The 13,274-nt window shown below is 70.2% G+C and carries 14 protein-coding genes; 5 read left to right on the top strand and 9 right to left on the bottom strand.

Annotated elements, in window-relative coordinates:
- Positions 1-199, top strand: a 199-nt coding sequence (locus MKL20_RS05875) for a hypothetical protein (protein ID WP_244035893.1), incomplete at its 5' end; no start/stop codon positions are given.
- A 166-nt stretch (positions 200-365) separates the two neighbouring features.
- Here MKL20_RS05875 and MKL20_RS05870 read toward each other — a convergent pair.
- From MKL20_RS05870 to MKL20_RS05840, 7 genes are all read right to left on the bottom strand, one after another.
- A complete protein-coding gene (locus tag MKL20_RS05870) occupies positions 366-1,748 on the bottom strand; it encodes a class II 3-deoxy-7-phosphoheptulonate synthase (RefSeq protein WP_244035892.1) in 1,383 nt (460 codons plus the stop codon).
- Between the two features lie 195 nt (positions 1,749-1,943).
- Positions 1,944-2,264: an RNA polymerase sigma factor region1.1 domain-containing protein gene (locus MKL20_RS05865; protein ID WP_243971619.1), complete on the bottom strand. Its 321-nt coding sequence runs from the start codon at positions 2,262-2,264 to the stop codon at positions 1,944-1,946.
- A gap of 54 nt (positions 2,265-2,318) precedes the next feature.
- Positions 2,319-3,701: a glutathione-disulfide reductase gene (gene gor / locus MKL20_RS05860; RefSeq protein ID WP_244035891.1), complete on the bottom strand. Its 1,383-nt coding sequence runs from the start codon at positions 3,699-3,701 to the stop codon at positions 2,319-2,321.
- Positions 3,698-4,951 (bottom strand): O-antigen ligase family protein, encoded by a 1,254-nt coding sequence (locus MKL20_RS05855; RefSeq protein WP_244035895.1) that lies wholly within the window; start codon positions 4,949-4,951, stop codon positions 3,698-3,700. The genes gor and MKL20_RS05855 overlap by 4 nt, the downstream gene beginning before the upstream one ends.
- Positions 4,952-5,151: 200 nt before the next feature.
- A complete protein-coding gene (locus MKL20_RS05850; RefSeq protein ID WP_244035890.1) occupies positions 5,152-5,715 on the bottom strand; it encodes a DUF2059 domain-containing protein in 564 nt (187 codons plus the stop codon).
- Positions 5,716-5,847: 132 nt separating this feature from the next.
- On the bottom strand, positions 5,848-6,558 hold the full coding sequence (rpiA, locus tag MKL20_RS05845) for a ribose-5-phosphate isomerase RpiA (protein WP_244035889.1): 711 nt from the start codon (positions 6,556-6,558) through the stop codon (positions 5,848-5,850).
- Positions 6,559-6,688: 130 nt separating this feature from the next.
- Entirely contained in the window at positions 6,689-7,153 is a 465-nt protein-coding gene (locus tag MKL20_RS05840) for a hypothetical protein (RefSeq protein WP_244035888.1), read from the bottom strand.
- 128 nt (positions 7,154-7,281) lie between these two features.
- Here MKL20_RS05840 and gph point away from each other — a divergent pair, with 128 nt between their 5' ends.
- Complete coding sequence (gene gph, locus MKL20_RS05835) at positions 7,282-7,980, top strand: phosphoglycolate phosphatase (RefSeq protein WP_244035887.1); 699 nt, start codon at positions 7,282-7,284, stop codon at positions 7,978-7,980.
- A gap of 4 nt (positions 7,981-7,984) precedes the next feature.
- Here gph and MKL20_RS05830 read toward each other — a convergent pair whose 3' ends face one another.
- Both MKL20_RS05830 and MKL20_RS05825 read right to left on the bottom strand, forming a co-directional pair.
- Positions 7,985-9,139, bottom strand: coding sequence for a pyridoxal phosphate-dependent aminotransferase (locus MKL20_RS05830; protein ID WP_244035886.1), 1,155 nt, complete (start codon positions 9,137-9,139; stop codon positions 7,985-7,987).
- A gap of 77 nt (positions 9,140-9,216) precedes the next feature.
- A complete protein-coding gene (locus MKL20_RS05825) occupies positions 9,217-9,876 on the bottom strand; it encodes a DUF1345 domain-containing protein (protein WP_244035885.1) in 660 nt (219 codons plus the stop codon).
- A gap of 135 nt (positions 9,877-10,011) precedes the next feature.
- Here MKL20_RS05825 and MKL20_RS05820 point away from each other — a divergent pair, with 135 nt between their 5' ends.
- From MKL20_RS05820 to accC, 3 genes are all read left to right on the top strand, one after another.
- Positions 10,012-10,806 carry a DsbA family protein gene (locus tag MKL20_RS05820; RefSeq protein ID WP_244035884.1) on the top strand — a complete coding sequence of 265 codons (795 nt, stop codon included), beginning with the start codon at positions 10,012-10,014 and terminating at the stop codon, positions 10,804-10,806.
- 159 nt (positions 10,807-10,965) lie between these two features.
- Positions 10,966-11,436, top strand: coding sequence for an acetyl-CoA carboxylase biotin carboxyl carrier protein (accB, locus tag MKL20_RS05815; RefSeq protein WP_243971640.1), 471 nt, complete (start codon positions 10,966-10,968; stop codon positions 11,434-11,436).
- Positions 11,437-11,632: 196 nt separating this feature from the next.
- The gene (accC, locus tag MKL20_RS05810; protein WP_243971642.1) at positions 11,633-12,985 is read left to right on the top strand and encodes an acetyl-CoA carboxylase biotin carboxylase subunit; all 1,353 of its coding nucleotides are present in this window, start codon (positions 11,633-11,635) and stop codon (positions 12,983-12,985) included.
- Positions 12,986-13,274 lie beyond the last annotated feature (289 nt).

Raw genomic sequence — 13,274 nt, 5'->3', positions numbered from 1 at the left:
CGAACCGGATTTCGCCACGAACCAGCTCATGCTGCTCGTGTACGAGGCCTATGCCCGCCCGAATACGCAGCTGCCGGCCTACGAATGGGGGTTACCCGAGGTCAACCTCCCTCGCCCCTCTGCGCGAGAGGATCGTGTCTGCGTCAACAGGGGTCGGGAGAGGGGAACCCAGCTTCCTGATGCAGCAGGGCAGGCGTGAGGGTGACCGGCATATCCCGCACCCGCGCTACCCTTGGCCGTCCCCCTTTGGGAGCCACCCTCCCCCGCAGAGGGGGGAGGGAGAGCCGCGGTGTCTCCAGTGTATTCCGCCGACCCGATGTGGGCATCAGCACGCCCGCGCAGGACGAGCGATTTGGCGGAGCGCCCTACTCCGCCGCGTCGAGGCGCGGGCGCTCGACGTGGCTTCGCTCGGCCTTGACCAGCTCGGCCGTGCGGAACGCCACTTCCAGCGCCTGCTCCGCGTTGAGGCGCGGGTCGCAGTAGGTGTGGTAGCGGTCCTGCAGGTCGTCGGCGGTGAGCGCCCGGGCGCCGCCGGTGCACTCGGTCACGTCCTTGCCGGTCATCTCGAGATGGATGCCGCCCGCGAACGTGCCCTCGGCCCGGTGGACGCCGAAGAAGCCCTCGATCTCCTGCATCACCCGGTCGAACGGCCGGGTCTTGTAGCGGCCCGCCGCGACGGTGTTGCCGTGCATCGGGTCGCAGATCCAGACCACGGACCGCCCTTCCCGCTCCACCGCCCGGATCAGGCCCGGCAGGTGGTCGCCGACCTTGTCGGCGCCGAACCGGCAGATCAGGCTAAGCCGGCCGGGCTCGTTCTCCGGGTTCAGCAGGTCGATCAGCCGGATCAGGCCGTCCGCCTGCATGGACGGGCCGCATTTCAGGCCGATCGGGTTCTTGATCCCGCGGGCATACTCGACATGCGCGTGGTCCGGCTGCCGGGTGCGGTCGCCGATCCACAGCATGTGCCCGGAGGTCGCGTACCAATCGCCGGTGGTCGAGTCGACGCGGGTCAGCGCCTCCTCGTAGCCGAGCAACAGGGCCTCGTGGCTCGTGTAGAAATCGGTGGTCCGCACCTCCGGATGCGTCTCCGGGTTGATGCCGATCGCCCGCATGAAGTCGAGCGCGTCGGTCATGCGGCCGGCGACGTCCTGGTAGCGCGAGGATTGCGGCGAATCCTTCACGAAGCCCAGCATCCAGCGATGCGCGTTCTCCAGGTTGGCGTAGCCGCCGGTGGCGAAGGCGCGCAGCAGGTTCAGGGTCGCGGCCGATTGCCGATAGGCCTCGAGCTGCCGGCGCGGGTCCGGAATGCGAGCCTCCTCGGTGAAGCCGATGCCGTTGACGATGTCGCCGCGGTAGCTCGGCAGGCTCACGCCATCGAGGGTCTCGGTGGGCGAGGAGCGCGGCTTGGCGAACTGCCCGGCGATGCGCCCGACCTTCACCACGGGCGAACCGCCCGCGAAGGTGAGCACCATCGCCATCTGCAGGAACACCCGGAAGAAGTCGCGAATGTTGTCGGCCGAATGCTCGTCGAAGCTCTCGGCGCAGTCGCCGCCCTGGAGCAGGAAGGCTTCGCCCGCGGCGACGCGTCCGAGCGCCGCCTTCAGCTTGCGGGCCTCACCTGCAAAAACCAGCGGCGGAAAGCGCGCGATCTGGGTCTCGACCGCCTGCAGCGCTGCCGAATCCGGATAGGCAGGGACCTGCTGGATCGGCAGATTCCGCCAGTTCTTCGGTGTCCAACGCTCGGCCATGACCTCTCTCCGCGCACGTTCGTCGTGCGATCGCGCATGACGCGCGAAGCGCGGCTTATAGAGAGGTTCCCGGGTGCTTGCGAGTGGCGGATTCCTGAGGGCAGGCAAGAGCCTGAAGCAGAGTTGGCGCAGCGACTCCGCGCATCTCTGTTTCCAGCCAACGGCTGATCGCAGATGCATGAGACCGCTTCGGCCTCAAGCCTCGCCGTCCTCGACCTCGATCCCGTGCTCGGCCAAAATCCAAAAAATGGCCTCCAGATCCTCCGCGGAGACGTCGCGGGGCGGCAGGGCTTCTTCGAGATCGTCGTAGGTCAGGCAGCGGCTGCGCTGGGTCTCGGCCTTGGCGAGCAGCCGGTCGATCGCCCGGCGGATGTCTGCGGGCAGCGCGTCGTGGCTCGGGGCCCGATAGGTGAAGGCCGGCCGCAAGGCGTCGGCCAGCAGGCCGTCGATGATTGCTTGGCGACGCGCGTGCGCGTCGTCCTCGCGATCGTTCTTCCCTGCGCCCTGCTTGCCCATGACCCTGATATGGCTCGGCCGCGCACCGCGTCGAGACCCCGCGACCTGCTGAACTTAACCGACCCCTACGGGATGCTTGGTCACCTCCGGCACCCGCATGGTCACGAGCTCCTCGGCGGCCGTCGGATGGACCGCGATGGTCCGGTCGAAATCCGCCTTGGTGGCGCCCATGGTGACGGCGATGCCGACCGCCTGGATCACCTCCCCGGCATCGTGGCCGAAGATGTGGACGCCGACCACCCGGTCGCTGGCGCAATCGACCAGCACCTTCATGAGGATCCGCTCCTCCCGCCCTGAGAGCGTCGCCTTCATCGGCCGGAACCGCGACTTGTAGACGTCGATCTTGCCATAGATCTCCCGGGCGGCGGCCTCGGTGTGGCCGACGATCCCGATCTCGGGGGTCGAGAACACCGCGGTCGGGATCAGCCGGTGATCGACGCACGTTGGCTTGCCGCCATAGACGGTGTCGGCAAAGGCGTGGCCCTCGCGGATCGCCACCGGGGTCAGGTTGGCCCGGTTGGTGACGTCGCCGACCGCGTAGATCGACGGGACCGGGGTCTGGGAATAGGCATCCACCGGGATCGCTCCGGCGGCGTCGGTTTCGATCCCGACCTTGTCGAGGCCGAGCCCGGTAACGTTCGGGCGCCGGCCCGTCGCCACCAGAATCTGATCACACAAAATCTCGGAGCCGTCGTCGAGGTGCGCGCACAGGCCGTCGGCGCGCCGGTCGATCTGTGTGAGCGTGCGGCCGAGCCGCAGGTCCATGCGCCGGCCATAGGCCTCGGCCAGGGCGTCGCGGACCTCGTCGTCGAAGCCCCGCAGCAGCCTGTCGCCCCGGTGGAGCAAGGTCGTGCGGCTGCCGAGCGCCGCGAAGACGCCCGCGAACTCCACCGCGATGTAGCCGCCGCCGATCACCAGGATGCGCCCGGGCAGGCTCTCCAGCTCGAACACCTCGTTGGAGGTGATCGCCAGTTCGATTCCCGGCACCGCCGGCTCCTTCACCGGGTGCGCGCCCACCGCGATCAGGATCCGCTCGGCCCGCACTGTCCGGTTCGACGCGAGCAGGCGGATCGTGTGCGGATCCTCGATCACCGCGCGCTCGGGCACGATCTCGACGCCGGCCCGCATGAGGTTGGTGTCGTAGATCCCTTCGAGGCGGGTCACCTCGGCGTCGCGGCGCTGCTTGAGCACGCTCCAGTCGAAGCGCGGGCGCTCGATCGTCCAGCCGAAGCCGGCGGCGTCCTCGAACTCGTCAGCGAAGCGGCCCGCATAGACCATCAGCTTCTTCGGTACGCAGCCGCGGATCACGCAGGTGCCGCCGACCCGGTACTCTTCGGCCAGCATGACCTTGGCCCCGTAGCCGGCCGCGATCCGGGCGGCGCGGACGCCCCCCGAACCACCGCCGATGACGAAGAGGTCGACGTCGTAGGCGCTCATGCGGGGCCGTCCATCTCGGGTCTCGTCTCGGTGTGGGGCGTTGCCGCCTCACGCATCCAGGTGATGGCAGCGCCGAGCCCGGCCGTCCACCATGCCGCCCAGCCATTGTGCTCGACGAACGCGATGGACGCCGCGCAGGCGACGAGGCCGAGGGCCGCGGCGCGGTCCGGCTGCAGCATGGCCGCAATGCGGCCGACCATCAGCATCAGGACCAGCGCGGCGAGGCAGGCGCCCGGCAATCCCAGCTCGGCCCAGACCTGCAGGAAGCTGTTATGCGGGTGGCCGACGCCGAGGAGGATTCGCATCTCGGGCTCGACCGTCCCGGCCACCGGGGTCTCAGCGAAGCGCGCGCTGGTGCCGAATCCGGCCCCCCGCCACGGATCGGCCGCGACAGCGGCGCCGAAGCTGCGGGCGATGGCGACCCGCGCCCGGGAGGAGGATTGCACCAGGCGCTCATGCGCGGCCTCCGGCATGACCTTCGCGAGCAGATCCCCCTCCACCGGGGCGAGGGCCACGGCAAGGCCGAGGCCGATTCCCGCGAGCCCGATCCCGACGCGTCTCGGCAGCAGCCGCGCCAAACCGAACAGCCCGGCCCCGGCCAGGAGACCGAGCTGGGCGGCGCCGCTGATCGATCGCAGGACGCCCAGGGCGCCGAAGACCAGGGTGGCGATCGCGAGGCCCCGGGCGCGGGTCCGCCAGAGCACGAGGGCCACGGGGCCGGCCACGAGATCGAGGGTGAGGGCCGGCCGGTTATGCACGAAGGCGGCGACCCGGCGCCCGAGCGCCCGCTCCAGGGCGAGATCGGAGGCGAGGTCGATTGCGATGATCAGGCCCGCCAGCACGATCGCCCCAGCGGCGAGGCGGGGCGCGAAGGCTGGGATCCGGCCGGGGGCGAGGCAGGTCAGCAGGTAGGCGGCCATGAGCGTGGGCAGGAACTCGCCGAGCACCCGCAGCGACGCTCTGGGGAATGGGCTCCAAGCGAAGGAGACGAGGCACCAGGCGAGGATGGCCAAGGCCGCGATGCCGAGTGGCGTTCCAAGGGGGGTGAGAAGGCGTGGCGCGACGGTACGGCGATCCTCGAAGACGCGTCCGACCAGGAAGGCGAGCGCGGCGAGGGCGATAATGGCCGGGCTCGACCGGTTGGCGAGCACCATCGCCAACGGCAGGACGGCGAGCAGGGCCGCACCCGCCGCGTAGAGGCGGTTGGCGAGTTTTTCAGAGCCCACTGGGCCGTTTGATCGCGCTCGCATGAGGTTCAGGGACAACGGGTATCCAAACCATTCCCCTCATCCGGAGGTGCGAGCGCAGCGAGCCTCGAAGGAGCCCTCCAGCCGGCCGCGTGATCTCTGGAGGGCTCCTTCGAGGCCTCCGCTTCGCTTCGTCGCCTCGGGATGAGGGCGTGGGTGGGACAGTCTGAGCTGAAGCCGATCTCACGACGGCCCAGCCCCCCTCACTGCAACTGATGACCGCGCTTGCCCATCTCGGCGCGCACCCGGACCATGACGTATTCGGACACTTCCTGCGTCCAGTCCTGCATCTCCTGCACCATCTCGTCGAGGAGCTGCGGCTGCGCCTCGACGTAGTGCTTGCCGGCCGGCGAGCGGAAGAAGGTCGCGATCTCCTTCAACTCGGGCTCGGGGAACTTCGCCGCGTAGGTCCGGGCGGCGATGTCGATCATGCGCTGCTTCTGCAGCTCCATCTCGGGCTGCAGCGACGTCAGGACCTCGTCGAGATCCTTGGCCAGTTCGGGCCGCGTCACCGACTGCTTGCGGATCTGGTCGGCGAAGGCCGGCAGCACCGAATCGAACGAGCGGGCGATGCCGGAGCTGAGCATCACCTCGCGGGCTAAGGCGAGGTGGCTTGCCGTGTAGGTCGGCGTCGCGGCGGCCGGGGTGTTCGGCTGCGCGGCCGGCTTCGCGGGTGCGGGCTTGTTCGCCTGGGCCGAGGCCGTGTGCGGAAGGATCGTGACCGCGGCGAGGGCGAGGCCGAGCGCGGCGGTGAGGCGTCGGGACATGCTGAACGTTCCTACGGAAATTGCTGCGCCTTGGCCCATCGTTCCGGATGCAGGACCCGGAACGATGGGCCAAGGCTTTAAGTGTGCATCATCTTCTGCCGAAAGCCGGGCGCCACCTTTCGGGATGATGCCTCAGACGCGGCCGAGAATGGTGACCTCGGCCTGCCCGCCCCGGTCCGCGGCCAGGATCGCGGCGTCGGCGATGCCGAGGAACAGGCCGTGCTCGACCACGCCCGGCACGGCCCAGAGGGCGGCACCGAGCGCGTCCGGGTTGGGGATGGCGCCGAGATGGGCGTCGAGGATGTGGTGGCCGCCATCGGTGAGAAGCGGCTTGCCCGCCGGATCGACCCGCAGCCGGACCGGGCCGGTGCAGCCCGCGCGGGCGATGGCCGCCTCGACCGCGCGGTGCGTGGCGGCGAGGCCGAACAGGTTCACCTCGATCGGCAGCGGGAAGGCGCCGAGCCGGGCGACGTGCTTGGCCGCGTCGGCGATCACCACCATGCGGCGGCTGGCGCAGGCGACGATTTTTTCGCGCAAGAGCGCGGCGCCCCCGCCCTTGATTAGGCGCAGCTGGTCGTCGACCTCGTCGGCGCCGTCGATGGTCAGGTCGAGTTCGGGCAGATCGTCGAGCGTCGCGAGGCGGATGCCGAGGCCCCCGGCCTGCAGCCGCGTCGCCTCCGAGGTCGGCACGCCGACGATGTCGAGCCCGTCGCGGACCCGTTCGCCGAGCAGGGCCACGAAGGCCGCCGCGGTCGAGCCAGTGCCGAGGCCGAGCCGCATGCCGGGCTCGATCAGCTCGAGGGCGCGCGCGGCCGCGGCCCGGCGCAGGTCCGGCCCGCTCAAGGCCGGGCCGTCCGGTCGGCGGGGTGAATCGAGAGGGCGCGCATGCGGGGCTGCCGGGCTTGCTGAGAGAGTCGCGCGGCCCGTAGCACGCCGCAGGGCGGACCGGAACGCCTGCGCGGGGCGGGTGGCTTCAAAAGCGCCCGCCCTGCGCCGGTGTCGCGCTGGCCCCGGCCCGGCCGGGGGCCGGCCCGGTCAGCGGCGCGTCGGAGGCGCCCTCGGCGCCGGGCTTGGCTTGCTGAGTGCAGACCACCTGCTCCTTCTTCACCAGCACGAAGCAGATGCTCATCTCGCCGGTGCGGTAATTGACCCGGAACACGCCGGCCTCGCGAGTGTGGCGGCTCGCCACCAGGCCGTATTCCGACGGCGCCTGAGGCCCGGCGCCCTCGCCGGGGCCGAAGCAGACGGTCTGGCCGATGCCGCCGCCCGATTCCTGGAGCCCGTACTGGCACGAGGTCACCTCGCCGGTGACCTTGTCGACCCGGTACATCCGGTTCAGGTCGGCCTGCGGCGCGGGCACGAACTCGAACGAGGCCGCCGCGACCGGCGCGCTGGCCAGCGCGATACAGGTGGCGAGAAGGGGCAGGAACGGTTTCATCGCGGGATCCGGGAGCTGACGCGCTTCGCCTTTCGCTGGGCTTTCAGGCGAGTGTGGGGCGCCGCGCCGCCTTGCCCGCCGCGCTGGGCGCCTTTAGCGAGGCCTTACCCCAACAGGAGCCTGACCGGATGCCCGCCGAACCGACGACCCGCCCGCCGATCGCCGTGTTCGACCTGGATGGAACGCTGGCCGAGACCGCGGGCGACCTGATCGGGACGCTCAACGTGCTGATGAAGCGGGAGGGGCTGGCCGAGCTGCCCCTGTCCCAGGCCCGCGGCCTGATCGGGGCCGGCGCCAAGGCGCTGATCCGGCGCGGCTTCGAGGCGGAGGGCCGTGCGCTTGCGCCGGAGGACCACGAGCGGCTGTTCGAGGCCTTCATTGCCCATTACGGGGAGCACCTCGCCGACACGTCGCATCTCTATTCCGGGGTGGTCGAGGCGCTGGACGCGCTGGAGGCGGCGGGCTTTCGGCTGGCGGTCTGCACCAACAAGTTCGAGGGCCAGTCGGTGGAGCTGCTGCGCCTGCTCGGGATCGGGCATCGCTTCGCGGCGATCTGCGGGCGCGACACCTTCCCGGCCTACAAGCCCGATCCGAGCCACCTCACCGGCACGATCGAGCGCGCCGGGGGCGACCCGGCCCGGGCCGTGATGGTCGGCGATTCGCGCACCGACATCGACACCGCCAAGGCCGCCGGCATCCCGGTGGTGGCGGTGACCTTCGGCTACACCGACGTGCCGGTGACCGAACTCGGGCCCGACCGGGTGATCGAGCATTTTTCGGAACTACCTGAGGCAGTCCGCGCCCTGGTGCCGGTGGACGGCGCTTAAGAATTCAGCGCAGCCAGGCCCGCAGCCGCGCCACCGCCTCGTGGCACTCGGCTTCGGAGCCGGCGAACGAGAACCGGACGTGGTGGTGGCCGAGATCCGGGTCGAAATCGAGCCCTGGGGTCGCGGCGACGTTGGCCTCGTCGAGCATCCGCCGGCAGAAGCTGGTGGCATCGTTGGTGAGGTTCGCCACGTCCGCGTAGAGGTAGAACGCGCCGTCGGCCGGGTGCACGCGCCCGAGGCCGAGGCCGGGCAGCGCGTCGAGCAGGATCGCCCGGTTGCGGGCGTAGCCGTCGCGCACCGCGTCGAGCTCGTCCGTGGCGTCGAGCGCCGCGAGCGCGCCGACCTGCGAGAGGTAGGGCGCCGAGATGTAGAGATTCTGCGCCAGCCGCTCGATCGGGCGGACCAGGACCTCCGGCACCACCATCCAGCCGACGCGCCAGCCGGTCATGCAGTGGTATTTCGAGAACGAGTTGATCACCACCGCGTCGGGATCGAAGCGCAGGGCGGTCACGGTCGGCACGCCGTAGCTGAGGCCGTGATAGATCTCGTCCGAGATCAGTGGCAGGCCTAGGTCGCGGGCGGCCCCGCAGAGATCGCGCAACGCGGCCTCCGTGATCACCGTGCCGGAGGGGTTGGCCGGGCTCATCACCAGGGCACCGGCCACCGGGGCGCGGGCATGGGTCTCGCGTAGGAGCGCAGCGGTCGGGGCGAAGCGGTCCTCTTCGCGCAGCACCATCGGGGCCGGCACGAGGTCGAGGGACGCCAGGATGCTGCGATAGGCCGGGTAGCCGGGCTGCGGCACCGCAACCCGGGCGCCGGCATCGAACAGGCTCATGAACGCCAGCACGAAGCCCGCGGAGGAACCGGTGGTGATCACCACCCGCTCCGGGCTCACCGCGACGCCGTGGCGCTCGGCATAGTCCCGGGCGATGCGCTCGCGCAGGGCCGGCAGGCCCAGCGCCTCGGTATAGGGGACGCGCCCGGTGGCGAGCGCCGCCTGCGTCGCAGCGATTACTGCCCGCGGGGCCGGCGCCGAGGGCTGGCCGACCTCCATGCGCACCACGTCGTCGCCGCGCCGGGCCTTGGCGGCGGCCGCGGCCATGACGTCCATGGCGAGGAACGGCTGGACGGCGGCGGCCCGCCGGGAGATCGGGATCATGCTGTCCTGACGGGTGCGCGAGGGCGAGTCAGCGGAGCACCGGGGTTAGACCCTGGCGGCCCCGGCCTCAACCGGCGTCAGTGCGGCGCGAGGCCCGCGGCCATGTTGACCACCAGCGCCAGGATGCCGGTGTTGAACAGGTAGGCGCCCACCGTCTGCGCGGTCGCGATCCGCCGCATGCGCTTGCTGGTGAGGTTGGTGTCGGAGGTCGCCGCCGCCGCCCCGATGGTCACGGTGAAGTACAAAAAATCCCAGAAATCCGGCGCAGGATCGCCGTGGAAATCCAGGCCGCCGCGCTCGCCGCCGGCCTCGTCCGCGGTGCCGTAATAGACATGGGCGTAGTGCACCGTGAAGATCATCTGCACGAACACCCAGGTGCAGAGCAGGCTCATGCCGGCGAGCGCCAGGGCGTAACGCTCGCCGGTTCCGGCGACGCGGCCGCCGACCACCAGCACCGCCACCGAGCCGAGGCTCGCCGCCGCGGCCAGCAGGGCGAAGACCGTGATCACCCCGGCGCTATCGTCGAGCCGGGCGGCCTCGCGGCGCATGGCATCCCGGGTCTGGCCGGTGGCCCGCCGCACCACCAGGCCGGCATGGACGATCACGCCGGCGCACCAGCCGGTGAGCAGCCGCATACCGGGATCGAGGCCGGGCACCAGCAGGGCGGCGACGATCGCCACCGCGATCGCGCAGAGCAGGTGCGGACGCAGCCAGAAGGCTCGGAACAGCTTGGGCATGGAGGGACCGGTTTCGCTCGGCGGCTGGGATTTGCTTGCCGGGGACGTGATTTGACCCGCCGCCGCGAAAACGCCTAACCCAGCCCCTACCGCTCGCGCCACGCGCGGGCCGGCCTGCCGCGCAAGCGAGGATCCATGCTCTTCAACCGCTCCCTGCCCGCGCTGGCCCTGGCGCTCGGTCTCGCCGCCGTCCCGGCCTCGGCGCAGGACGCCACGCAATCCGCCGCGCCCGCGGCCGCCCCGTTCACGGACGCGCAGCGCGCCGGCATCGAGGCGATCGTCAAGGATTACCTGATCAAGCACCCGGAGGTGCTGCAGGAGGCGCTGGCCGAGGCCGAGAAGCAGCAGGCGGAGACGCAGCGCCTCGCCCAGAGTGCGGCCCTCAAGGAGGCGCGAGAGGCCCTGGTGAACGGTCCGCATGACGTGGTCGCCGGCAACCCCACGGGCGACGTCACGCTGGTCGAGTTCTTCGACTACAATTGCGGCTATTGCCGCAAGGCGCTGATCGACGTGCAGACCCTGATCAAGACCGACCCGAAGCTGCGCGTGGTGATCAAGGATTTCCCGGTGCTCGGCCCGGAATCGCTGGAGGCCAGCCAGGTCGCGGTCGCGGTGCGCCAGCAGCTCAAGGGCGACAAGCTGTTCGAATTCCACCAGAAGCTGCTTGAGACCAAGGGCCGGGTGAACGGTGCCCGGGCGATCCAGGTCGCCAAGGATCTCGGCGCCGACACGACCAAGCTGCAGAAGGACATGGCCTCCCCCGAGGTGAAGGCCGCGCTCAGCGAGAATCGCGGCCTGGGCGACCGGCTCGGCCTGTCCGGCACCCCGGCCTTCATCATCGGCGACGAGGTGATTCCCGGCGCCGTCGGCGTCGATCCGATCCGCAAAACCATCGCGGATGTGCGCCAATGCGGCCACGCCTCCTGCTGAGGCGCCAGGCCGGAGCTTCCCACCGGCGGATGGCGGACTGCGCGGCCTTGTCGCGCCGGGCCGCCTTCGTCTAAGAGCCGCCAGCCGCAAGGCTGTGATCGAGTGCCAGCGCGCATGCCGGATGAACCGACCGCCGCGGCGCGATACGAAGAAGGCCGGATGCCCAAGAACGATCCCATCGACTCCGAGCTCGTCCGCGAACTCGCCAACCTCGTCACCGAGACCGGCTTGTCCGAGATCGAGGTCGAGAAGGGCGACCTGCGCATCCGCGTCGTGCGGCGGCTCGAGCCCGTGAACGTCCAGGTCGCGGCGCCGGCACCGCTCGCCGCCGTGGCGGCGTCCCCTGTGGCTCCGCCGACCGGCGCCCTCGCGCCGGCCGAGCCGGCCCGCGCGCATCCCGGCTCGGTGCCGTCCCCGATGGTCGGGACCGCCTATCTGCGCCCCTCCCCGGAGGCGAAGGCGTTCATCGATATCGGCTCGAAGGTCGAGGTCGGCGACAAGCTGCTCCTGATCGAGGCGATGAAGACCTTCAACGAGATCGTGGCGCCCCGCGCCGGCACGGTCACGGCGATCTTCGTCGAGGACGGCCAGCCGGTCGAGTTCGGCGAGGCGTTGCTGGTCATCGCGTGAGCGGCGTTCGAGGCCGCACGTCCGCTCCGCTCTCTGCTTTGCATCCCGCCGAGAGGCGGTGATCGCCTCGGGGCGGGAAGTTTTGGTCGTCTTCCGCCGGACCGGCTGCCGCTTCGGGCCTGGAAAACGCCGCGCAACAAGAGGATAGATCATCCTGCGCGGTCCCGTCGGATCGCCTGGACGCTCTAAGGGTTCGATGTTCGACAAGATCCTGATCGCGAACCGCGGCGAGATCGCCCTACGCATCCTGCGGGCGGCGAAGGAACTCGGGATCGCCACCGTGGCGGTCCACTCCACCGCCGACGCGGATGCCATGCATGTCCGGCTGGCCGACGAGAGCGTGTGCATCGGGCCCCCCGCCGCCCGGGACAGCTACCTGAACATCCCGTCGATCATCGCGGCCTGCGAGATCACCGGGGCGGATGCGGTGCATCCGGGCTACGGCTTCCTGTCCGAGAACGCGCGCTTCGCCGAGGTGCTGGCCCATCACCAGATCGGCTTTATCGGCCCCAAGGCGCAGCATATCCGCACCATGGGCGACAAGATCGAGGCCAAGCGTACGGCGGTGAAGCTCGGCATCCCGTGCGTGCCGGGCTCCGAGGGCGGCGTCGAGGATGCCGACGAGGCCAAGCGGGTCGCGGCCGGGATCGGCTACCCAGTCCTCGTGAAGGCGGCGGCCGGCGGCGGCGGGCGCGGCATGAAGGTCGCCCGCACCGAGGCCGAACTGGAGCAGGCGATCGGCATGGCTCGCTCCGAGGCCAAGGCCGCGTTCGGCGACGATGCGGTCTATCTGGAGAAGTACCTGGAGAAGCCCCGGCACATCGAGGTGCAGGTGCTCGGCGACGGCCGCGGGGGCGCGGTCCATCTCGCTGAGCGCGACTGCTCGCTGCAGCGCCGCCACCAGAAGGTCTGGGAGGAAGGCGGCTCGCCGGCGCTCAACGAGTCGATGCGCGCCGAGATCGGCGGCATCTGTGCCAACGCCATGAAGGAGCTGGGCTATCTCGGCGCCGGCACCGTCGAGTTCCTGTACGAGGACGGGAAGTTCTACTTCATCGAGATGAACACCCGCATCCAGGTCGAGCATCCGGTCACCGAGATGATCACCGGCATCGATCTGGTGATCGAGCAGATTCAGGTCGCCTCGGGCGGTCCGCTCTCGGTTTCGCAATCCGACATCAAGGTCGAGGGTCACGCCATCGAGTGCCGGATCAACGCCGAGCACCCGGAGACCTTCCGGCCCTCCCCCGGCCAGATCACCCATTACCACACCCCCGGCGGCCTCGGCGTCCGGGTCGATTCGGCGGCCTTCCAGGGCTACCGCATCCCGCCGCATTACGACTCGCTGATCGGCAAGCTGATCGTCCACGGGCGCACCCGCAACGAGTGCCTGATGCGCCTGCGCCGGGCGCTCGACGAGTTCGTGATCGACGGCATCGACACCACCCTGCCGCTGTTCCGCACCCTGGTCCGCAACCCGGACGTCCAGAACGGCCTCTACGACATCCACTGGCTCGAGCATTTTTTGGATGACGGCGGCATGAAGGTCTGAGGCCCGCGAGAGACCGGAAGCCCATTCGACCGGTCGTTCCCACCCTCGCCCTCATCCTGAGGCGACGGAGCGAAGCGGAGGCCTCGAAGGAGGGCTCCAGCCAGCCGCGCGATCCCTGGAGGGCTCCTTCGAGGCCAAGCGATCTTCGATCGCCCGGCACCTCAGGATGAGGGGAGAGACCAGGATATCCGTCGGTTGGGACTCCCGTCCGACCGAGATCGCGTCTTCGATAAAGTTTTGAAACTGGGCTTGCGGCGATCGCGGCCGGTTCCGGCTCTGGCATTTGGAC

This window comes from Methylobacterium sp. E-066 (genome assembly GCF_022829635.1).
Taxonomy (GTDB): Bacteria; Pseudomonadota; Alphaproteobacteria; order Rhizobiales; family Beijerinckiaceae; genus Methylobacterium.
The sequence above is the reverse complement of the archived record's forward strand: the minus strand, read 5'-3'. Positions and strand labels throughout refer to the sequence as shown.

Bases quoted from the DNA above. Each gene is read 5' to 3' on its own strand.
- gph (WP_244035887.1), top strand. From the start codon at position 7,282: ATGCCCGCCGAACCGACGACCCGCCCGCCGATCGCCGTGTTCGACCTG.
- accC (WP_243971642.1), top strand. From the start codon at position 11,633: ATGTTCGACAAGATCCTGATCGCGAACCGCGGCGAGATCGCCCTACGC.
- gor (WP_244035891.1), bottom strand. From the start codon at position 3,701: ATGAGCGCCTACGACGTCGACCTCTTCGTCATCGGCGGTGGTTCGGGG.
- accB (WP_243971640.1), top strand. From the start codon at position 10,966: ATGCCCAAGAACGATCCCATCGACTCCGAGCTCGTCCGCGAACTCGCC.
- MKL20_RS05865 (WP_243971619.1), bottom strand. From the start codon at position 2,264: ATGGGCAAGCAGGGCGCAGGGAAGAACGATCGCGAGGACGACGCGCAC.
- MKL20_RS05840 (WP_244035888.1), bottom strand. From the start codon at position 7,153: ATGAAACCGTTCCTGCCCCTTCTCGCCACCTGTATCGCGCTGGCCAGC.
- MKL20_RS05820 (WP_244035884.1), top strand. From the start codon at position 10,012: ATGCTCTTCAACCGCTCCCTGCCCGCGCTGGCCCTGGCGCTCGGTCTC.
- MKL20_RS05830 (WP_244035886.1), bottom strand. From the start codon at position 9,139: ATGATCCCGATCTCCCGGCGGGCCGCCGCCGTCCAGCCGTTCCTCGCC.
- MKL20_RS05855 (WP_244035895.1), bottom strand. From the start codon at position 4,951: ATGCGAGCGCGATCAAACGGCCCAGTGGGCTCTGAAAAACTCGCCAAC.
- MKL20_RS05870 (WP_244035892.1), bottom strand. From the start codon at position 1,748: ATGGCCGAGCGTTGGACACCGAAGAACTGGCGGAATCTGCCGATCCAG.
- MKL20_RS05850 (WP_244035890.1), bottom strand. From the start codon at position 5,715: ATGTCCCGACGCCTCACCGCCGCGCTCGGCCTCGCCCTCGCCGCGGTC.
- MKL20_RS05825 (WP_244035885.1), bottom strand. From the start codon at position 9,876: ATGCCCAAGCTGTTCCGAGCCTTCTGGCTGCGTCCGCACCTGCTCTGC.